Source organism: Leclercia sp. Marseille-Q4284 (genome assembly GCF_916618945.1).
GTDB lineage: Bacteria > Pseudomonadota > Gammaproteobacteria > Enterobacterales > Enterobacteriaceae > Enterobacter > Enterobacter tamurae.
The window spans coordinates 914,930-936,248 of sequence record NZ_CAKAKG010000001.1; the positions used below are offsets into that span (position 1 = coordinate 914,930).

Here is a 21,319-nt window from a genome sequence, read left to right on the forward strand (position 1 = left end):
GAGAGGCATAATGAAAACGCTGCTGATTATTGACTCTGCACTCGGACAGGCGCGCGCCTATATGGCGAAAACCTTGCTGGGTTCGGCGGGACATAAAGCACACCTTGATTTCATCGACAACCCGGGCGATGCCGAACTGGTTATCGTCCTGGGCGACAAGATCCCGGCCGACAGCTCGCTGAACGGCAAAAAAGTGTGGCTGGGCGATATCAATCGCGCCGTCGCCCACCCGGAACTGTTCCTGAGCGAAGCGAAAGGCCATGCGGCGCTGTATACCGCCCCTGTCGCTGCGGAAACGGCAACGGCTGTTTCCAGCGGTCCGAAACGCGTAGTGGCGGTTACCGCCTGCCCGACCGGCGTCGCGCACACCTTTATGGCCGCAGAAGCCATTGAAACCGAAGCCAAAAAACGTGGCTGGTGGGTAAAAGTTGAAACCCGTGGTTCAGTGGGCGCAGGCAATGCCATCACTCCGGAAGAGGTGGCGGCAGCGGACCTGGTGATCGTGGCCGCGGATATCGAAGTGGATCTGGCGAAGTTTGCCGGTAAGCCGATGTACCGCACCTCCACCGGTCTGGCGCTGAAGAAAACGGCTCAGGAGCTGGATAAAGCGCAGGCGGAAGCCAAACTGTTCCAGCCTTCAGGTAACACCGCCTCTTCGGCCTCTGAAGGCAAGAAAGAGTCCGCCGGGGCCTATCGTCACCTGCTGACGGGCGTCTCCTACATGCTGCCGATGGTGGTAGCGGGCGGTCTCTGTATCGCGCTCTCCTTCGCCTTTGGTATCGAAGCCTTCAAAGAGCCAGGTACCCTGGCGGCGGCGCTGATGCAGATTGGTGGCGGCTCGGCGTTCGCGCTGATGGTGCCGGTGCTGGCAGGTTACATTGCATTCTCCATTGCTGACCGTCCGGGTCTGACCCCGGGTCTGATCGGCGGTATGCTGGCCGTGAGCACTGGCTCTGGCTTTATCGGCGGGATCATCGCGGGCTTCCTCGCAGGCTACGTGGCGAAGCTGATCAGCTCGAAGCTGAAACTGCCGCAGAGCATGGAGGCGCTGAAACCGATTCTGATCATTCCGCTGTTCTCCAGCCTGGTTGTTGGTCTGGCGATGATCTACCTGATCGGTAAGCCGGTCGCGGGTATCCTTGAAGGCCTGACCCACTGGCTGCAGACCATGGGCACCGCCAATGCGGTCCTGCTGGGTGCGATCCTTGGCGCCATGATGTGTACCGATATGGGTGGTCCGGTGAACAAAGCAGCATACGCGTTCGGCGTTGGCCTGCTGAGTACCCAGACCTATGCTCCGATGGCGGCGATTATGGCGGCAGGTATGGTGCCACCGCTGGCGCTGGGCCTGGCGACTATCATTGCCCGTCGTAAGTTCGACAAGGCGCAGCAGGAAGGCGGTAAAGCAGCGCTGGTTCTGGGCCTGTGCTTTATCACCGAAGGGGCTATCCCGTTTGCTGCCCGTGACCCGATGCGCGTTCTGCCGTGCTGTATCGTCGGCGGTGCCGTGACCGGTGCCATCTCCATGGCGGTTGGCGCAAAACTGATGGCGCCGCATGGCGGTCTGTTTGTTCTGCTGATCCCGGGTGCGATTACCCCGGTGCTGGGTTACCTGTTCGCGATTATCGCCGGTACGCTGGTAGCAGGTCTCTCTTACGCGGTGTTGAAACGCCCGGAAGCTGAAGTGGTGGCCGCGAAAGCAGCATAATTACGCAGAAAGATAAAAGGCAGAGGAAACTCTGCCTTTTTTTATTGCCTTTAAACGTGCAACGGGTCGCATTCTTTTGTAGAGCTGAATACTGTCTCTACAAATAATTGTGATTCTGTTCATGATCGTTTAACGATCCGTATTTCATTCCCTTTACTTCCCCCTTCTTACGCATAATATGAACACGTGTTCGCATGTAAACATATGCTCTAATAACTTTTAATGTTACCGAATCGCTTAATTGTCATTGCGATGGCCAGCGTGCCAGAGGATGTTCTATGCGTGAAAAGGATTATATTGTTGTTATTGGTTCTGCAAATATGGACGTGGCGGGATATTCACATGATTCCCTCAATTACGCCGACTCTAATCCAGGAAAAATAAAATTCACACCCGGGGGCGTAGGCCGCAATATTGCGCAAAATCTGGCGCTACTGGGTAAAAATGTCTGGCTCCTTTCCGCGGTAGGCGACGATTTTTACGGTCAGTCGCTGCTGTCACAAACCCAGGCCGCCGGGGTGCAGATCGATAAGTGCCAGGTTATTCCCGGAGAAGGCACCTCCAGCTATTTATCGTTACTCGACAATACCGGGGAGATGCTGGTTGCCATCAACGATATGGCGATTTCTGACCACATCAATCCGCACTATCTGGCCCATCATCTGGCGTTTATCCGTGCCGCAAAAGCGGTAGTGGTGGACTGCAATCTCAGCGAGTCAGCCCTCGCATGGATCTTTGAGAATGCAGGCCAGACGCCGGTGTTCGTCGATCCGGTCTCGGCCTGGAAGTGCAGCAAAATTAGCGACTGGCTGAGCCATATCCACACCCTGAAACCCAACCGGCTGGAGGCAGAAACCCTGAGCGGCATCCCGCTCTCCTGCGCGGCGGACGCGCCGAAAGTGGCGGCCTGGTTTCACCAGCATGGCCTGTTCCGGCTGGTGCTGAGTATGGGCGGTGACGGCGTTTATTACAGTGAGAACGCGGGTGAAAGCGGCTGGTCAGCGCCGTTTAAAACTCAGGTAGTCAACGTCACCGGCGCGGGGGATGCAATGATGGCCGGGCTCGCTTTTTGCTGGCTGGCAGGCGCCACATTTAAATATTCCGTTCGTTTTGCCCAGGGCTGCTCTTCGCTGGCGCTGGCTTCCGTATATACCAATAACCCTGATTTATCGTCTGAAAACGTTAACGCATTAATGGAGAGAGAACATGTCTGAATTAAAACTTCCTGCTGAGTTCCTGCAAATTTCTCCTGAGGTTCAGGACGCTTTAAATAATAACAAACCAATTGTGGCGCTTGAATCCACCATTATTTCTCACGGCATGCCTTTCCCGCAAAATGCCCAGACGGCGCTGGAAGTCGAAGATGCCATCCGCCAGCAGGGGGTTATTCCGGCCACCATTGCCATTATTGGTGGCGTAATGAAAGTTGGGCTGAGTAAAGAGGAGATTGAATTATTAGGCCGCGAAGGCCATGCGGTGACCAAAGTCAGCCGCCGGGATCTTCCTTTTGTGGTGGCTGCAGGCATCAACGGCGCCACTACGGTGGCCTCTACCATGATCATTGCCGCGATGGCCGGGATTAAGATCTTTGCCACCGGCGGGATCGGCGGCGTTCACCGTGGCGCAGAGCACACCTTTGATATTTCCGCTGATTTACAGGAGCTGGCGAAAACCAACGTCGCCGTAGTTTGCGCCGGGGCGAAATCGATTCTCGATCTCGGCTTAACCACCGAATACTTAGAGACCAATGGCGTGCCGCTGATTGGCTACCAGACGCAGTCCCTGCCAGCCTTTTTCTGCCGCTCCAGCCCGTTTGAGGTCAGCATCCGTCTCGACAGCGCCGAGGCCATCGCCCGGGCAATGGCGGTGAAATGGCAGACCGGTCTCAACGGCGGCCTGGTGATTGCCAATCCCATTCCCGAGCAGTTTGCGATGGCGGAAGAGACTATCAATGCGGCTATCGACCAGGCGGTAAGGGAAGCGGAAGAGCAGGGCGTGACCGGCAAAGCCAGCACCCCGTTCCTGCTGGCCCGTGTGGCGGAACTGACCGGCGGCGACAGCCTGAAATCAAATATCCAGCTGGTCTTTAACAATGCCCGTCTGGCCTGCGATATCGCGAAGGCTTATCAGCGTATGGCGTAACCCTTCACAGGCAGTTTGCCGTCGCCTGTCTTCGCAGTGGAATCACGGATACCCGGCCTGTCGCCGGGTTTTCAGGTAAGGAAATCATTATGGACGTAATGAGAAGTCTGCTGGGTATGGCGGTACTGTTGGCGATAGCCTTCCTCCTGTCGGTGAACAAACGCCGTATCAGCCTGCGCACCGTCGGCGCCGCATTCGTATTGCAGGTGGCGATCGGCGGCATCATGCTCTATTTCCCACCCGGCAAATGGCTGGTCGAACAAGCTGCTATCGGGGTGAGTAAGGTCATGTCCTACAGCGATGCCGGCAGCGCCTTTATCTTTGGGGCGCTGGTCGGGCCAAAGATGGACACTCTCTTTGACGGGGCCGGGTTCGTGTTTGCCTTCCGGGTGCTGCCCGCCATTATCTTTGTCACCGCGCTGATCAGCCTGCTGTACTACATCGGGGTGATGGGGCTGCTGATCCGCGTGCTGGGCGGTATTTTCCAGAAAGCGCTGCGCATCAGCAAAATTGAATCCTTTGTCGCGGTGACCACCATCTTCCTCGGGCAGAACGAGATCCCGGCGATCGTGAAACCCTTTGTCGATAAGCTAAACCGCAACGAGTTGTTTACCGCCATTTGTAGCGGGATGGCGTCGATTGCCGGGTCGATGCTGATTGGCTACGCGGGGATGGGAGTGCCGATTGACTATCTGCTGGCCGCCTCGCTGATGGCGATCCCGGGCGGGATCTTGTTTGCCCGCCTGCTGAGTCCGGCCACCGAGGAGTCGCAGGTCACCTTTGAGAATCTTTCCTTCAGCGAGACGCCGCCAAAAAGCATTATCGAAGCCGCAGCCACCGGGGCGATGACCGGGCTGAAAATCGCTGCCGGGGTCGCGACGGTGGTAATGGCGTTTGTGGCGATCATTGCCCTGCTGAACGGTATGCTGGGCGGCATCGGCGGTTGGTTTGGCATCGAAAGTCTGAGCCTCGAAGGGCTGTTTGGCTACGCCCTGGCACCGCTGGCGTGGATCATGGGTGTCGAATGGCAGGATGCGACTCTGGCGGGCAGCCTGATTGGCCAGAAGCTGGCGATTAACGAGTTCGTCGCCTATCTCAACTTCTCGCCGTATCTGCAAACCGCCGGTCAGCTGGACGTAAAAACCATCGCCATTATCTCGTTCGCGTTGTGCGGTTTCGCCAACTTCGGCTCGATCGGAGTAGTGGTGGGGGCCTTTTCGGCAGTATCGCCCCAGCGCGCCCCTGAGATCGCCCAGCTTGGCGTGCGGGCGCTGGTGGCGGCAACGCTCTCTAACCTGATGAGCGCCACCATCGCCGGGTTCTTTATCGGTTTAGCGGGCTCGTGACACTCAGGCCGGGTAGCGACACTACCCGGCTTTTTTACTGCGGATTGTTCAGCAGGGACCAGGCGTTATCCACTGACAGGGTCGGATTGTTAATGCTTTCACTGGCGCGGGAAAGCGCCGCGCAGGCGAGGGCAAACCGCGCCGCATCAGCAAAATCGCTCCCGTCGAGGAAACCGTAAATCAGACCTGCCATAAAGGCATCATCGGCACCAAAACGGTCGACCACAGGGTGCTCAGGAGGGGTCAGCAGGAACGGCTCCGCGCCTTGCTCACTGCACAGCACCGAATCATCTTCCAGACACACCACAATCCGCTGCACCCCTTTCTCATGCAGGGCGGTCAGCGCGGCATGACGATCGTCGCACTCCGCCAGAATCTGCAGCTCTTTCAGCGTCGGCTTGAGGGTATGGATGCGCGACAGCCAGGGCTTGATTCTGTCGGCTTTAAATTCTGAAACCGTGTCGACAAACACCGGAACATCTCCGGCGAGGGTAAAGACCCACTCCAGAGATTCTGCCGTGAGATTACAGTCGGCCAGCACCACCCCGGCATGGGCCAGCAGCTCGCGCGACTGGTTCAGCAACTGCGGCGTCAGCTCCTGCAGGATGTGCGTGTCGTTGATGGCCAGCACGGTGTCGTCCTGCGGGTTAGCAATCGACAGATAAGTTGCCGTGCTTTGCCCGTGCAGGCGGATCGTGCTCTGAACGTTAACGCCTGCCAGCCGGGTTTGCTCCAGCAGGGTTTCGCCATAAAAATCACTGCCGACCGCGGAGATCAGGTGTACCTCGCGGCCCAGCAGCGCCAGGTTATGGGCAATATTTCGCGCCACGCCACCTGCCGCGCACTGAATCGCCCCCGGATGGGAGGAGGGTTCAGGGAAGCGAATGTCGGCCACGCCGCGAATATCCATATTGATCGCGCCAAGCGCCACGCAATAATCCTGTTCGGTGAGGATATAGCCCTTGCCCTTGATTGCTCCTTTGCGCATCAAATCCATAATGTGCGCGGCCACGCGCGAGCGGCTGATATCCAGAATCTGGGCGATTTCATGCTGCTGAATAAGAGGGTTGCGCCGCAGGATCTTCAGGATCTGCTTTTCCCTTTCGTTCATCATTATGCGGTGGCCTCAGCGTGCTGCTGTGCTTTCAGCCAGGCGATCTCTTCCGCCCAGATATCCGGGTTAATGGTTTCCAGCACCAGCGGAATACCGTCGAAACGCGGGTCCTGCATGATAAAGCGGAACGCGTCGTGGCCGATATTGCCTTCACCGAGGCTATGGTGGCGGTCAACGCGGCTGCCAAAGGTGCTTTTCGCATCGTTGAGGTGCATGCCGCGCAGGTATTTAAAGCCCACAATGCGTTCAAATTCCGCGAAGGTTTTTGCACACTCTTCACTGCTGCGCAGGTCGTAACCGGCGGCAAAGGCGTGGCAGGTATCAATGCAGACACCGACGCGGGTTTTATCTTCCACGCCGTCGATGATGGCCGCCAGATGCTCAAAGCGGAACCCGAGGTTGCTGCCCTGTCCGGCGGTATTTTCAATTACTGCCGTCACCCCTTGAGTCTGTTCCAGCACAATATTGATCGACTCGGCGATCCGCGCCAGACAGGCATCTTCGTCGATCTGCGACAGATGGCTGCCCGGGTGGAAGTTCAGCAGCGTCAGGCCAAGCTGCTCGCAGCGCTGTACTTCATCGAGGAAAGCCGCGCGGGATTTATCCAGCGCCTCCTGTTCCGGGTGACCGAGGTTAATCAGGAAGCTGTCGTGGGGCAGGATCTGACCGGAGGTGAAATGGTATTTTTCGCAGGCCGCTTTGAACTCATCAATTACCTGAGTGGTTAACGGCGCGGCGCGCCACTGGCGCTGATTTTTGGTGAACAGGGCGAAAGCGGTCGCCTCAATTTCGGCGGCACGAATGGCGGCATTTGCCAGACCGCCAGCAGCGCTGACGTGCGCTCCAACATATTTCATACAGGGACTCCTGTTAACCCGCAAACGCTTATGATAGCGGGTTAACAGGAGAAGGATGAAGTGGTTTATGCCAGCAGGCTGTGTACCGCCAGGTTAATGGCACCCCCGCCGACAATCAGCCAGACGAAGAGCACCAGCGCCATCAGCAGCGGTTTGGCTCCGGCCTTTTTCAGGGCGCTGACGTGAGTGGTCAAACCCAGCGCCGCCATCGCCATCGCCAGCAGTACCGTATCCAGCGTCACCAGCATATCCACTACCGCTTTTGGCAGCAGATGGAACGAGTTAAACACCGCCACCACAATAAACAGGATCGCAAACCACGGAATGGTGATTTTGCTCTTCTCGCCGTTGCCCGCTGGAGCAAGCTGCTTCACGCGCGCCGCCAGAATCAGCAGGAAGGGGGCCAGCATCATCACCCGCAGCATTTTGGCGATCACCGCCGCATTCTCTGCTTCCGGGCTGATGGCGTGACCCGCTGCCACCACCTGGGCCACCTCATGCATCGTCGAGCCGATATAAATCCCGTAGGTTTCCGGGCTAAACCAGTGCGCCACCAGCGGATACATCGCCGGATAGAGGAAGATCGCCAGGGTACCGAAGATCACCACTGTCGCCACGGCAACCGTCACCTTACTGGCCTCGGCCTTTACCACCGGCTCGGTCGCCAGCACCGCTGCGGCGCCACAAATGCTGCTCCCGGCGCCAATCAACCAGCTGGTCTGTTTGTCGAGCCCGAACACCTTCTGGCCGATAAAGCAGGCCAGCAGGAAGGTACTGGTCAGGGTTAACACGTCGATGGCGATCCCGCTGACGCCCACGTCAGCAATCTGCGCGAAGGTCAGGCGAAAACCGTACAGGATGATCCCGAGGCGCAGCAGGTGCTGTTTGGCGAAGATCACGCCGCTATCACAGGGTTTGTAGATGTGCGGATAGACCGTATTCCCGACGACCATACCCAGCAGGATGGCCAGCGTCAGGGCACTGAATCCCGCCCCGGCCACCGCCGAAATACTGCCGCCCCATAAGGCCACACCGGTGACCAGCGCGCTCAGCGCCAGGCCAGGAATGTAGCGCCGGACTGAATGATGATGCTGTAGGGTGAGTGTTGTCATAGCCTTCTCCTTTTCTCTGGCTAAAGGTTACGGCGCGCTGGTTTAAAAATAAAATTGATTATATATTTATAATTAATCTCTATAAGTGGTAAGCAGTGTGCTTACCGTTCCGGATGGTGACTATGCACATTACGTTACGCCAGCTTGAGGTCTTTGCCGAAGTGCTGAAAAGCGGGTCGACTACCCAGGCTTCTCAGATGTTGGCCCTGTCCCAGTCTGCGGTCAGCGCCGCGCTGACCGATCTGGAAGGTCAGCTGGGCGTTCAGCTCTTTGACAGGGTAGGGAAGCGGCTGGTGGTGAACGAGCACGGGCGACTGCTCTATCCCCGCGCGCTGGCGCTGCTGGAGCAGACCGTCGAGATCGAACAACTGTTTCGTGAAGACAATGGCGCCATCCGCGTCTATGCTAGCAGCACCATCGGCAACTACATCCTGCCGGAGGTGATTGCCCGCTACCGCCGCGATTTCCCGGGTTTGCCGCTGGAAATGAGCGTTGGCAACAGCCAGGACGTGATCAACGCGGTGATCGATTTTCGGGTGGATATCGGCCTGATCGAAGGGCCGTGCCACAACGCCGACATCATTGCGGATCCCTGGCTGGAGGATGAGCTGGTGGTCTTCGCCTCGCCGGCCTCTTCTTTATTACAGCAGGAGGTAACCCTGGAGCGGCTGGCGCAGGCACCGTGGATTTTGCGCGAGCAGGGGTCAGGCACGCGGGAGATCGTCGATTATCTGCTGCTGTCGCACCTGCCACAGTTCCATATGGGCATGGAGCTGGGCAATTCGGAAGCCATCAAACATGCGGTACGCCACGGTCTGGGCATCAGCTGCCTGTCGCGCCGGGTGATTGCCGAACAGCTGGAGAGCGGCACGCTGGTGGAGATCCCCGTTCCGCTGCCGAACAAGCTGGTGCGCACCCTGTGGCGCATCCATCACCGCCAGAAGCACCTCTCTAACTCCCTGCAGCGTTTTCTGCGTTACTGCGAAATGTAAGCCCGCCCGGCGGCGTTTTGTCCGCCGGGATCTATTCCGCGCACCAATACTATTCTCTGCTTTACTTATAATCCTGGCCCGGTCATGAAGCTCTCTTATAACAGGGCATTTGTGCCGGAAGAGCTGGCGATCGTCTGCTACAATCGCGCCTCATTTTTTGAATGGACAGCATTTTCATATGGTTTCCGAAACTAAAACCACAGAAGCGCCCGCGCTACGTCGCGAACTCAAGGCGCGTCACCTGACGATGATTGCCATTGGCGGTTCTATTGGTACAGGTCTTTTTGTCGCCTCTGGTGCGACCATTTCTGCAGCGGGCCCGGGCGGCGCGCTCTTTTCCTATATCCTGATCGGTTTGATGGTCTACTTCCTGATGACCAGCCTGGGTGAACTGGCGGCGTACATGCCGGTATCCGGTTCTTTCTCTACCTACGGTCAGAAATACGTGGAAGAAGGCTTCGGCTTCGCGCTGGGCTGGAACTACTGGTACAACTGGGCGGTCACCATCGCCGTGGATCTGGTGGCATCGCAGCTGGTGATGACATGGTGGTTCCCGGATACGCCGGGCTGGATCTGGAGTGCGCTCTTCCTCGGGGTGATCTTCCTGCTGAACTACATCTCTGTGCGCGGTTTTGGCGAAGCGGAATACTGGTTCTCGCTGATCAAAGTCGCCACGGTAATCATCTTTATCATCGTAGGCGTGGCGATGATTGTTGGCATCTTCAAAGGCACCGAACCGGCGGGCTGGAGCAACTGGGGGATTGGCGATGCGCCGTTTGCCGGGGGCTTCTCGGCGATGATTGGCGTGGCGATGATCGTCGGCTTCTCCTTCCAGGGCACGGAACTTATCGGTATTGCCGCCGGTGAATCCGAAAACCCGGAGAAGAACATTCCGCGCGCGGTGCGGCAGGTCTTCTGGCGTATCCTGCTGTTCTATGTGTTTGCCATCCTAATTATCAGCCTGATCATTCCGTATACCGATCCGAGCCTGCTGCGTAACGACGTAAAAGACATCAGCGTCAGCCCGTTCACGCTGGTGTTCCAGCATGCCGGTCTGCTCTCTGCGGCGGCGGTAATGAACGCGGTGATCCTGACGGCGGTGCTGTCGGCGGGTAACTCCGGGATGTACGCCTCTACCCGTATGCTCTACTCCCTGGCCTGTGACGGCAAAGCGCCGCGTATCTTCGCGAAGCTCTCCCGGGGCGGCGTGCCGCGTAACGCGCTGTATGCCACCACCGTGATTGCCTGCCTGTGCTTCCTGACCTCGATGTTCGGCAACCAGACGGTCTACCTGTGGCTGCTGAACACCTCCGGGATGACGGGCTTTATCGCCTGGCTGGGTATCGCCATCAGCCACTACCGTTTCCGTCGCGGCTACGTGAAGCAGGGTTATGACATTAATAATCTGCCGTACCGTTCCGGGTTCTTCCCGCTGGGTCCGATCTTCGCCTTTGTGCTCTGTCTGATCATTACCCTCGGTCAGAACTACGAAGCCTTCCTGGCTGACACCATCGACTGGGGCGGCGTGGCAGCGACCTATATTGGTATCCCGCTGTTCCTGATCATCTGGTTTGGCTACAAGCTGACGAAGGGATCAAAGTTTGTCAGCTATAGCGAAATGGACTTCCCGAATAGCTTCAAAAAATAAACGCAACGCCTCTTTTAAACCCGCTCATCCGAGCGGGTTTTTTTATCTCCACAGTATGCCATCTTGACATAACTTTTAACAATTGAATTGATAATAGTTATCGTTTGCCTTATCATTATCGAATTAATAAAAAGCAGTTGTGAGCAGTACATATTTGATTTTGCTGTGTTTACCTCATGGAGATAGTAAATGTTTAGGTTGAATCCCTTCGTTCGGGGAGGGCTGTGTGCGTCTGCTCTGTCCCTGACCCTGCCGGTTGTTGCGGCGGAATCTGGCGACACGATGGTGGTGACCGCTTCGGCCAACGAGCAAAACCTGAAGGATGCCCCGGCCAGTATCAGCGTCATTACCCAGCAGGATCTGCAGCGTAAGCCAGTGCAGAACCTGAAAGATGTGTTACGGGACGTTCCGGGCGTGCAATTAACTGACGAAGGGGACAACCGTAAGGGTGTCAGTATTCGCGGTCTGGACAGCAGCTATACGCTGATCCTGGTTGACGGGAAACGCGTCAACTCGCGCAACGCCGTTTTCCGCCATAACGACTTCGACCTTAACTGGGTTCCGGTTGATGCTATCGAGCGTATCGAAGTGGTGCGCGGGCCGATGTCCTCCCTCTATGGCTCCGATGCCCTGGGCGGTGTGGTCAACATCATCACCAAAAAGATCGGCCAGAAATGGACCGGCACCCTCACCGCCGACACCACCATTCAGGAGCATCGCGATCGCGGTGACACCTACGGTGGCCAGTTCTATACCAGCGGTCCGCTGGTGGATGGCGTCCTCGGGCTGAAAGCCTTTGGTAGCCTGTCAAAACGCGATAAAGACGATCCTCAGGATTCAACAACCAGCGCCACCGGGGAAACCCCGCGTATCGAGGGCTTCACCAGCCGCGATGCCAACGTGGAATTTGCCTGGACCCCGAACGAGAACCACGATTTCACCGCCGGCTACGGCTTTGACCGTCAGGACCGCGATTCCGACTCGCTGGATCAGAACCGCCTTGAGCGCCAGAACTACTCCCTGAGCCACAACGGCCGCTGGGGCCTGGGCAACAGCGAGCTGAAATTCTACGGCGAGAAGGTCGATAACAAAAATCCGGGCAACAGCAACCCAATCACTTCCGAAAGCAACTCTATTGACGGCAAATACGTTCTGCCGCTGGGAGAGATTAACCAGCTCCTGACCTTTGGTGGGGAATGGCGTCATGACAAGCTGAAAGATCCGGTTAACATCACCGGCGGTAGCAGCAGTAACACCTCTGCCAGCCAGTATGCGCTGTTCCTGGAAGACGAATGGCGGATCTTCGAGCCGCTGGCGCTGACCACCGGCGTGCGTATGGACGATCACGAAACCTACGGCGACCACTGGAGCCCGCGTGCTTATCTGGTCTACAACGCCACCGACACCCTGACGGTAAAAGGCGGCTGGGCAACGGCATTCAAAGCGCCATCCCTGCTGCAACTGAGTCCCGACTGGACCACCGGCTCCTGCCGCGGTGCCTGTGAAATTGTCGGTAGCCCGGATCTGAAGCCGGAAACCAGCGAAAGCATCGAGTTGGGTCTCTACTACAACGGGGAAGAGGGCTGGTTAGAGGGCGTGCAGGGTAGCATTACCGCTTTCCAGAACGACGTTGATGATCGCATCAGCATTCTGCGTACCGCGAACGTTAATCAGGCGCAGGGCTACCCGAACTACGTCGGCCTGAACGCCGACGGCGAACCGGTGTTCCGTTACTACAACGTCAATAAGGCGCGTATCCGCGGCCTGGAGACGGAGGTGAAATTCCCGATTGCCGAAGACTGGCGCATGACGCTGAATTACACCTACAACGACGGGCGTGATATCAGCAACGGCGACAACAAGCCGCTCTCCGACATGCCTTTCCATACCGCGAACGGCACGCTTGACTGGCAGGCAACCCAGGCGTGGTCCTTCTACGTGCAGGGCAATTACACCGGTGAGAAACGCACCGTTACCGATGGGGATGCAACGCCGGGCGGCTACGTGGTGTGGAATACCGGTGGCGCATGGCAGGCAACCAAAAACGTCAAGCTGCGTGCGGGGGTCATGAACCTGCTGGATAAAGATCTCAGCCGCGACGACTACAGCTACACCGAAGAAGGACGCCGTTACTTTATGGCGGTGGATTACCAGTTCTGATGGTGGGATCGCCGGGCGGCGCTGCGCTTGCCCGGCCTACATAGGGCACTTGTAGGCCCGGTAAGCGAAGCGCCACCGGGCATCAGGCTGCACTTACTTCAACAACTGCTGCGCATGGAAGCGCAGATGATCTTCAATAAACGACGCAATAAAGTAGTAGCTGTGATCGTAGCCGGTCTGGATGCGTAGCGTCAGCGGCCAGGCCTTCTGGCGCGCGGCTTCCGCCAGCACCGCCGGTTGTAACTGGCTCGCCAGGAACTGATCGGCATCACCCTGATCGATAAGCGTCGGGATCGCCTGTTCCGGCTGGCTGGCCAGCATCAGCGCGCAGCTGTCCCATTCCTGCCAGGTCGCTGCGTCCTCACCCAGATAATGGCTGAACGCTTTTTGCCCCCACGGCACCTGGGCCGGATTCACGATCGGCGCAAAGGCCGACACGCTGACATATTTACCCGGGTTTTTCAGCGCCATCACCAGCGCACCGTGGCCGCCCATTGAGTGGCCGCTGATGGCACAGCGATCGGATACCGCAAACTCCGCCTGGATCAGCGCCGGCAGCTCATCGCGCAGGTAATCGTACATCCGGTAATGATTCGCCCAGGGCGCCTGAGTGGCGTTGAGGTAGAACCCGGCACCTTTGCCAAGATCGTAACCGGCATCGTCTGCCACCTCGTCACCGCGCGGGCTGGTATCCGGCATCACCAGAGCGATCCCCAGTTCCGCTGCCACGCGCTGGGCGCCCGCTTTGGTAGTGAAGTTCTCATCGTTGCAGGTCAGGCCGGAGAGCCAGTAGAGTACCGGCGGTTTTGCGGCACCGTTAGTTGGTGGCAGAAAAATGCTGAACGTCATGGCGCAGTTCAGCACCGCCGAGTCATGACGCCAGCGCTGCTGTCGACCTTCAAAACAGTGGTGCTCTTCGAGCAGTTCCATGCAGGGCTCCTTCAGGAAGGTTGTATAAAGAGATGAAGGTCATAATACAGATAATTCAATAACGAGTGAGTAACTTTCACTTCCGCATTAACGACATATCCTGCATCATGAATTTACGAAACTTTAACATCTGGAGTGGTCATGGCGCTGCGTATCGCGCTCAGCGGTTTTGTGGTTCTGGTGGTGGCGATGGGAATAGGGCGTTTCGCCTTTACACCCCAGGTGCCGCTGATGATTGCGGCAGGGCAACTGACCCTGACCAGCGCCGGGCTGGTGGCGGCCATGAACTACCTCGGCTATCTGGTGGGAGCATGGGATGCCATGCGCGCGCACCGGTTTGTCGAAGGCCGTCTGTGGCTGGGGATTGTTGGCGCGGTGGCGCTGACCCTGCTCTCGGCCGTCGCCGATAACGCTGTGGTCCACGGGCTGCTGCGGTTTGTCATTGGCTGCATGAGTGGCTGGTCGATGGTACTGATCGCCGCCTGGACCAACGATCGGCTGGCCCATTTCGGTAAGCCAGGCCTCAGTGCCGCGGTCTTCGCCGGGCCGGGGGCAGGCATCACGATAAGCGGTCTGCTGGCGGTGTGGATCCAGGCCCAGGGGTTGTCGGCCAGCGCGGCATGGCAAATCTACGGCGTGCTGGCACTGGTGCTGATCGCCGTGGTGGCTCGCTATCTGCCGCGTGCCGGACAGCTGCACCGCCCGGGTACCACGCCGGAGCCGCTGGCGCTGACCCGGGATCTGCGTCGTCTGGTCTGGAGCTACAGTCTGGCCGGGTTTGGCTATATTCTCCCGGCGACCTTTCTGTCGCAGATGGCGGCGCTGCGCTTTCCTGGCAGCGCGTTTGCCCAGTTTGTCTGGCCGGTTTTCGGCGTGGCTTCGGTGCTGGGCATTGCCCTGAGTATCGCTCTGCGCCATCTCTCCACCACGAATCGCAGACTGGCGCTGGTGCTCTGGCTGCAGGCGGTGGGGGTGATTGCTGCCTGGCTGTTGCCGGGGATGGCCGGTCTGGTGACCGGTGCATTGCTGGTGGGCGGCGGATTTTTATGTGCGGTACAGCTCTCGCTGCTTTACGGGCGTGAACTGGCACCGAATCATACGCGTTACATGGCCGGATTACTCACCACTGGCTATGCCATCGGGCAGCTGATTGGCCCGATGACCTCGGCGTTGTCGAGCTGGCTCACCCACCAGCTGGAGCCCGCTCTGGGCCTTGCGGGTATCGCCCTTTTCGTGGCGGGCGGGCTGGTCTGGCAGCGTCAGGTTGAAAGGTAACGGCAATTGCAATAATTATCGCGGTGAATACTGGATTATGCTCGCCGCCTCGCGCACAATGACTGCACATTTTGCCCCATGTAGGGCAGAAGCGCGCCACACCTGCAGGAGAAAAGAATGTCATCAATGAGTAAAGAAGCAGCTCTCGTCCACGAAGCACTGGTTGCGCACGGCCTTGAAACCCCGTTGCGTCCACCGGTTCAGGATCTGGACAACGAAACACGTAAACGTCTTATTTCCGGCCATATGACCGAAATCATGCAGCTGCTGAATCTCGATTTGAGCGATGACAGTCTGATGGAGACCCCGCGTCGCATCGCCAAAATGTATGTCGATGAGATTTTCTCCGGCCTGGATTACGCCAATTTCCCAAAAATCACCGTCATTGAAAACAAAATGAAGGTGGATGAGATGGTAACGGTGCGTGATATCACCCTGACCAGCACCTGTGAACACCACTTTGTGACCATCGACGGCAAAGCGACCGTGGCCTATATTCCGAAAGATGCAGTCATTGGTCTGTCGAAAATTAACCGCATCGTGCAGTTCTTTGCCCAGCGTCCGCAGGTGCAGGAGCGTTTAACCCAGCAGATCCTGATCGCGCTGCAGACGCTGCTTGGCACTAACAACGTGGCGGTTTCCATTGACGCGGTGCATTACTGCGTGAAAGCGCGCGGTATTCGCGATGCGACCAGCGCTACCACGACCACCTCGCTGGGCGGCCTGTTTAAATCCAGCCAGAACACCCGTCAGGAGTTCCTGCGCGCCGTGCGTCACCACGACTGATCATCAGGGCAGAATAGATGGAAAGAAATGTCACGCTGGATTTCGTTCGTGGCGTCGCTATTCTGGGTATTCTGCTGCTCAATATCAGCGGCTTCGGTCTGCCGAAAGCCGCTTATCTCAATCCCGCCTGGTATGGCGATATTACCCTCAGCGACGCCTGGACATGGGCGGTGCTGGATCTCTTCGCCCAGGTCAAATTCCTCACTCTGTTTGCCTTGCTGTTCGGGGCCGGCCTTCAGCTGCTGCTGAAGCGCGGTAAACGCTGGATCCAGGCCCGGCTTTCGCTGCTGGTACTGCTCGGATTTATTCATGGCCTGCTGTTCTGGGACGGCGACATTCTGCTGGCCTACGGGCTGGTGGGGCTGATCTGCTGGCGCATCATCCGCGATGCGCACGATATCAAAAATCTCTTCAATACCGGCGTGGTGCTGTTCCTTATCGGCGTGGCTATCCTGCTGCTGCTGGGGGTGATCTCTGGCGGCTCCACCAACCGTTCCTGGGTGCCGGATGCGGCCAACCTGCAGTACGAGCAGTACTGGAAGCTGGGCGGCGGAATGGAGGCCATCAGCAACCGGGCCGATATGATTGGCAACAGCCTGCTGGCGCTCGGGGCGCAGTACGGCTGGCAGCTGGCAGGGATGATGCTGATCGGCGCCGCGCTGATGCGTACCGGCTGGCTGAAAGGCGAGTTTAGCCTGCGTCATTACCGGCGAACCGGGATCTGGCTGGTGCTGGCCGGGCTGGCGATTAATCTTCCGGCGGTGATCGCCCAGTGGTATCTGCACTGGGATTACCGCTGGTGCGCATTTTTATTACAGGCACCGCGTGAACTGAGCGCGCCGTTGCAGACGATAGGCTATGCCGCACTCATCTATGGCTTCTGGCCGCAGCTCTGCCGTTACCGTCTGGTGATCGCGGTGGCCTGCGTCGGACGCATGGCGCTCAGCAACTACCTTTTACAGACGCTGATCTGCACCACCTTGTTCTATCACCTCGGCCTGTTTATGCAGTTTGATCGCCTGCAGCTAATGGGTTTCGTCCTGCCAATATGGCTGGTAAATATCCTTTTCTCTGTTTTCTGGCTGCGTTATTTCCGTCAGGGGCCGCTGGAATGGCTATGGCGGCAATTAACCGCACGTGCTGCAGGTGTTTCATTAAGTAATACATCCGGATAACGATCTGGATCACAATCATTAACAAAACGGATGTAACCGTTTTCATCCTTGTGAGCTTCTTCACGTAGTCCTCCCTTTCTCGCTGCCAGAATAGTCACCTTGCTAAACACAGGGGGTGTCTGTGAGTTGCTGCAATCTAAATAAGGGTGGTGAATATGATCACCATTCGTGACGTCGCGCGTCAGGCGGGCGTTTCTGTCGCCACCGTTTCCCGGGTTCTTAATAACAGCGCGCTGGTCAGTCCGGAGACGCGTGAGTGCGTGATGAAAGCCGTCACGGCGCTGGGCTACCGGCCTAATGCGAATGCTCAGGCACTGGCAACCCAGGTCAGCGATACCATCGGCGTGGTGGTGATGGATGTGTCTGACGCCTTCTTTGGTGCCCTGGTGAAAGCCGTAGACATGGTTGCTCAGGAGCACCAGAAAAATGTGCTGATCGGCAACAGCTACCACGAGGCGGAAAAAGAGCGTAACGCCATTGAGGTGTTGATCCGTCAGCGCTGTAACGCCCTGATCGTTCACTCAAAAGCCTTAAGCGATGAGGAGCTGTCTGCCCTGATGGAGCAGATCCCCGGCATGGTGCTGGTCAACCGCATCGTGCCGGGCTATGCCCACCGCTGCGTCTGCCTTGATAACGTCAGCGGAGCGATGATGGCGACGCGGATGCTGGTGAATAATGGCCATCAGCGCATCGGCTATCTTGCGTCAAACCACCGCATTGAAGATGACGAAATGCGTCGTGAAGGCTGGCAAAAAGCGTTGCTGGAGCAGGGCATTACCGCCCCGGACAGCTGGATCGGCACCGGCTCGCCGGACATGCAGGGCGGGGAGGCAGCCATGGTGGAGCTGCTCGGGCGCAATCTGCAGCTGACCGCGGTCTTTGCCTACAATGACAGCATGGCCGCAGGGGCGCTAACCGCGCTGAAAGATAACGGCATTGCGGTGCCACAGCATTTGTCACTGATTGGTTTCGATGATATTCCCATTGCCCGTTACACGGACCCGCAGTTGACAACGGTGCGCTACCCCATCGCCTCTATGGCGCGGCTGGCCACGGAGCTGGCGTTACAGGGGGCCGCTGGCAAGCTCGATATCAACGCAACCCACTGTTTCATGCCGACTTTAGTGCGTCGCCATTCGGTTGCCATTCGGCAAATTGTGGTGCCGATCACTAACTAATAATTCGTCGTGATGTAACCGTTTTCAATTTGTGAGTAAATTCACAGTAAGTTAACAATGCGCTGTCTATGATGTCAGCGTTTTAGTGACTGAAACGCTATGTAACGGTGAGTAATCGTTTTTACTATAGCCACGGCACGTTAAACATCCAAAAAAACGCATTCTGGAGCGTTACCGACCAAGGAAGATAGAAATTTTATAAGTGGACTTCGGCGGGCAGTAACGTTTCTTTAACATGCCGCCGCCGATCGTTATTCACACGAACTACCCTGCATAAAAAAAACCGGAGATATCATGAATAAGAAGGTGTTGACTCTGTCTGCTGTTATGGCAAGCATGCTTTTTGGTGCGACCGCGCACGCTGCAGATAGCCGTATTGGTGTGACTATCTATAAATACGACGACAACTTTATGTCTGTTGTGCGTAAAGCCATCGAGAAAGAGGGCAAAGGGGCGCCAGACGTTCAGCTGCTGATGAATGACTCTCAGAATGACCAGTCCAAACAGAACGACCAGATTGACGTCCTGCTGGCTAAAGGCGTAAAAGCCCTGGCAATCAACCTGGTTGACCCGGCTGCTGCGGGCACCGTTATCGAGAAAGCGCGTGGCCAGAATGTGCCAATCGTGTTCTTCAACAAAGAACCTTCCCGTAAAGCGCTGGATAGCTATGACAAAGCCTTCTACGTGGGTACCGACTCCAAAGAATCCGGCATCATTCAGGGCGACCTGATTGCTAAACACTGGGCTGCTAACCCGAACTGGGATCTGAACAAAGACGGTCAGGTTCAGTTCGTTCTGCTGAAAGGCGAACCAGGCCACCCGGATGCTGAAGCCCGTACCACTTACGTGATCAAAGAGCTGAACGACAAGGGTCTGAAAACCCAGCAGCTGGCGTTAGATACCGCCATGTGGGATACCGCGATGGCGAAAGACAAGATGGACGCCTGGCTGTCCGGCCCGAACGCTGACAAAATCGAAGTGGTTATCGCCAACAACGATGCGATGGCAATGGGTGCTGTAGAAGCGCTGAAAGCTCACAACAAATCTTCTGTGCCGGTATTTGGCGTGGATGCCCTGCCTGAAGCAATGGCGCTGGTTAAATCTGGCGCAATGGCCGGTACCGTGCTGAACGATGCTAACAACCAGGCGAAAGCTACCTTCGATCTGGCGAAAAACCTGGCAGACGGCAAAGGCGCTGCTGACGGTACCAACTGGAAAATCGAAAACAAAGTTGTTCGCGTACCGTACGTTGGCGTAGATAAAGAAAACCTGGCGCAGTTCACCAGTAAATAAGTTTTAGTATTCCACTGGGCGCAGTTTCTGCGCCCTTTTATCACGCGACGCGAGGCCGAGAAGGTATAATTATGGTCAGCACAACGACTCAGTCGTCCGGTGAATTCTTGTTGGAAATGAGCAATATCAACAAGTCTTTTCCCGGGGTTAAAGCACTGGATAATGTTAATTTAAAAGTACGGCCTCACTCCATTCACGCTTTAATGGGTGAAAACGGTGCGGGTAAATCAACATTATTGAAATGCTTATTTGGGATCTATCAAAAAGATTCTGGCAGCATTGTTTTTCAGGGGAAAGAGATCGATTTCCATTCTGCCAAAGAGGCACTGGAAAACGGTATTTCGATGGTTCACCAGGAACTTAACCTGGTACTTCAGCGTTCGGTGATGGACAATATGTGGTTGGGTCGTTATCCGACCAAAGGCGTATTTGTCGATCAGGACAAAATGTATCGCGATACGAAAGCCATTTTTGATGAACTGGATATTGATATCGATCCGCGTGCGCGCGTGGGTACGTTATCGGTTTCACAGATGCAGATGATCGAAATCGCCAAGGCGTTCTCCTATAACGCCAAAATCGTGATTATGGATGAGCCGACCTCTTCATTAACGGAGAAAGAGGTGAACCACCTGTTCACCATTATCCGTAAGCTGAAGGATCGTGGCTGCGGCATCGTTTATATCTCGCACAAAATGGAAGAGATCTTCCAGCTGTGTGATGAGATCACGGTGCTGCGCGACGGTCAGTGGATTGCCACTCAGCCGCTGGAAGGGCTGGACATGGACAAGATCATCGCCATGATGGTGGGTCGCTCCCTGAACCAGCGTTTCCCGACGAAAGAGAACAAGCCGGGTGAAGTGATTCTGGAAGTACGCAACCTTACGTCGCTGCGTCAGCCTTCCATTCGCGATATCTCCTTCGAACTGCATAAAGGGGAGATCCTCGGGATTGCTGGTCTGGTGGGGGCCAAGCGTACCGATATCGTGGAGACCCTGTTCGGTATTCGCGAGAAATCCGGCGGGACCATCACTCTGCACGGGAAAAAGATCAATAATCATAACGCCAACGAAGCCATTAACCACGGTTTTGCGCTGGTGACGGAAGAGCGCCGCTCAACCGGTATTTACGCCTATCTGGATATTAACTTTAACTCGCTAATTTCTAATATTCAGAATTACAAAAACAAAATCGGTCTGTTGGATAATTCCCGCATGAAGAGCGATACCCAATGGGTAATTGACTCGATGCGCGTGAAAACCCCAGGTCACCGCACGCAAATTGGCTCGCTCTCCGGTGGTAATCAGCAGAAGGTAATTATCGGACGCTGGTTATTAACCCAGCCTGAAATTCTGATGCTGGATGAACCCACCCGTGGTATCGACGTGGGTGCAAAGTTTGAAATTTATCAGCTGATTGCTGAATTAGCCAAGAAAGATAAAGGGATCATTATTATTTCGTCCGAAATGCCGGAATTGTTAGGGATCACAGATCGTATTCTGGTCATGAGCAATGGTCTCGTTGCCGGAATTGTTGAAACCAAAACGACAACGCAAAACGAAATTTTGCGTCTTGCGTCTTTGCACCTTTAAGATTAGGGGCT

At 56.4% G+C, this 21,319-nt stretch carries 17 protein-coding genes; 13 read left to right on the forward strand and 4 right to left on the reverse strand.

What is annotated here, in order from left to right; all coding sequences use genetic code 11:
* Positions 1-10: 10 nt before the first annotated feature.
* From fruA to LG383_RS04200, 4 genes are all read left to right on the forward strand, one after another.
* Positions 11-1,708: a PTS fructose transporter subunit IIBC gene (gene fruA / locus LG383_RS04185; protein ID WP_225758391.1), complete on the forward strand. Its 1,698-nt coding sequence runs from the start codon at positions 11-13 to the stop codon at positions 1,706-1,708.
* Between the two features lie 278 nt (positions 1,709-1,986).
* Complete coding sequence (locus tag LG383_RS04190; protein ID WP_225758392.1) at positions 1,987-2,922, forward strand: pseudouridine kinase; 936 nt, start codon at positions 1,987-1,989, stop codon at positions 2,920-2,922.
* On the forward strand, positions 2,915-3,850 hold the full coding sequence (locus LG383_RS04195) for a pseudouridine-5'-phosphate glycosidase (RefSeq protein WP_225758393.1): 936 nt from the start codon (positions 2,915-2,917) through the stop codon (positions 3,848-3,850). Before LG383_RS04190 ends, LG383_RS04195 begins: the two co-directional genes overlap by 8 nt.
* 89 nt (positions 3,851-3,939) lie before the next feature.
* On the forward strand, positions 3,940-5,196 hold the full coding sequence (locus tag LG383_RS04200) for a NupC/NupG family nucleoside CNT transporter (RefSeq protein ID WP_106995359.1): 1,257 nt from the start codon (positions 3,940-3,942) through the stop codon (positions 5,194-5,196).
* 34 nt (positions 5,197-5,230) lie between these two features.
* Here LG383_RS04200 and LG383_RS04205 read toward each other — a convergent pair whose 3' ends face one another.
* The 3 genes from LG383_RS04205 to LG383_RS04215 all read right to left on the reverse strand — a co-directional run bounded on the left by LG383_RS04205 (position 5,231) and on the right by LG383_RS04215 (position 8,279).
* Positions 5,231-6,307 carry a sugar kinase gene (locus tag LG383_RS04205; protein ID WP_225759504.1) on the reverse strand — a complete coding sequence of 359 codons (1,077 nt, stop codon included), beginning with the start codon at positions 6,305-6,307 and terminating at the stop codon, positions 5,231-5,233.
* Positions 6,308-6,309: 2 nt separating this feature from the next.
* A complete protein-coding gene (gene nfo, locus LG383_RS04210; RefSeq protein ID WP_106995358.1) occupies positions 6,310-7,167 on the reverse strand; it encodes a deoxyribonuclease IV in 858 nt (285 codons plus the stop codon).
* A 65-nt stretch (positions 7,168-7,232) separates the two neighbouring features.
* A complete protein-coding gene (locus tag LG383_RS04215; RefSeq protein WP_225758394.1) occupies positions 7,233-8,279 on the reverse strand; it encodes a YeiH family protein in 1,047 nt (348 codons plus the stop codon).
* Positions 8,280-8,401: 122 nt separating this feature from the next.
* Here LG383_RS04215 and yieE point away from each other — a divergent pair, with 122 nt between their 5' ends.
* The 3 genes from yieE to cirA all read left to right on the forward strand — a co-directional run bounded on the left by yieE (position 8,402) and on the right by cirA (position 13,079).
* On the forward strand, positions 8,402-9,271 hold the full coding sequence (gene yieE / locus LG383_RS04220; RefSeq protein ID WP_106995356.1) for a DNA-binding transcriptional regulator YeiE: 870 nt from the start codon (positions 8,402-8,404) through the stop codon (positions 9,269-9,271).
* Positions 9,272-9,449: 178 nt separating this feature from the next.
* Positions 9,450-10,919 carry an amino acid permease gene (locus LG383_RS04225; RefSeq protein ID WP_225758395.1) on the forward strand — a complete coding sequence of 490 codons (1,470 nt, stop codon included), beginning with the start codon at positions 9,450-9,452 and terminating at the stop codon, positions 10,917-10,919.
* Positions 10,920-11,108: 189 nt separating this feature from the next.
* On the forward strand, positions 11,109-13,079 hold the full coding sequence (gene cirA / locus LG383_RS04230) for a catecholate siderophore receptor CirA (RefSeq protein WP_225758396.1): 1,971 nt from the start codon (positions 11,109-11,111) through the stop codon (positions 13,077-13,079).
* Positions 13,080-13,172: 93 nt separating this feature from the next.
* Here cirA and fghA read toward each other — a convergent pair whose 3' ends face one another.
* Complete coding sequence (fghA, locus tag LG383_RS04235) at positions 13,173-14,009, reverse strand: S-formylglutathione hydrolase (protein ID WP_225758397.1); 837 nt, start codon at positions 14,007-14,009, stop codon at positions 13,173-13,175.
* A 141-nt stretch (positions 14,010-14,150) separates the two neighbouring features.
* Here fghA and LG383_RS04240 point away from each other — a divergent pair, with 141 nt between their 5' ends.
* The 6 genes from LG383_RS04240 to mglA all read left to right on the forward strand — a co-directional run bounded on the left by LG383_RS04240 (position 14,151) and on the right by mglA (position 21,308).
* Positions 14,151-15,284: a YbfB/YjiJ family MFS transporter gene (locus LG383_RS04240; protein WP_106995352.1), complete on the forward strand. Its 1,134-nt coding sequence runs from the start codon at positions 14,151-14,153 to the stop codon at positions 15,282-15,284.
* Positions 15,285-15,401: 117 nt separating this feature from the next.
* The gene (gene folE, locus LG383_RS04245) at positions 15,402-16,070 is read left to right on the forward strand and encodes a GTP cyclohydrolase I FolE (protein WP_106995351.1); all 669 of its coding nucleotides are present in this window, start codon (positions 15,402-15,404) and stop codon (positions 16,068-16,070) included.
* Between the two features lie 17 nt (positions 16,071-16,087).
* A complete protein-coding gene (gene yeiB / locus LG383_RS04250; RefSeq protein WP_225758398.1) occupies positions 16,088-17,245 on the forward strand; it encodes a DUF418 domain-containing protein YeiB in 1,158 nt (385 codons plus the stop codon).
* Positions 17,246-17,400: 155 nt separating this feature from the next.
* Complete coding sequence (gene galS, locus LG383_RS04255; RefSeq protein ID WP_225758399.1) at positions 17,401-18,423, forward strand: HTH-type transcriptional regulator GalS; 1,023 nt, start codon at positions 17,401-17,403, stop codon at positions 18,421-18,423.
* Between the two features lie 294 nt (positions 18,424-18,717).
* Complete coding sequence (gene mglB, locus LG383_RS04260) at positions 18,718-19,716, forward strand: galactose/glucose ABC transporter substrate-binding protein MglB (protein ID WP_166182993.1); 999 nt, start codon at positions 18,718-18,720, stop codon at positions 19,714-19,716.
* Between the two features lie 71 nt (positions 19,717-19,787).
* On the forward strand, positions 19,788-21,308 hold the full coding sequence (gene mglA / locus LG383_RS04265; RefSeq protein ID WP_225758400.1) for a galactose/methyl galactoside ABC transporter ATP-binding protein MglA: 1,521 nt from the start codon (positions 19,788-19,790) through the stop codon (positions 21,306-21,308).
* Positions 21,309-21,319 lie beyond the last annotated feature (11 nt).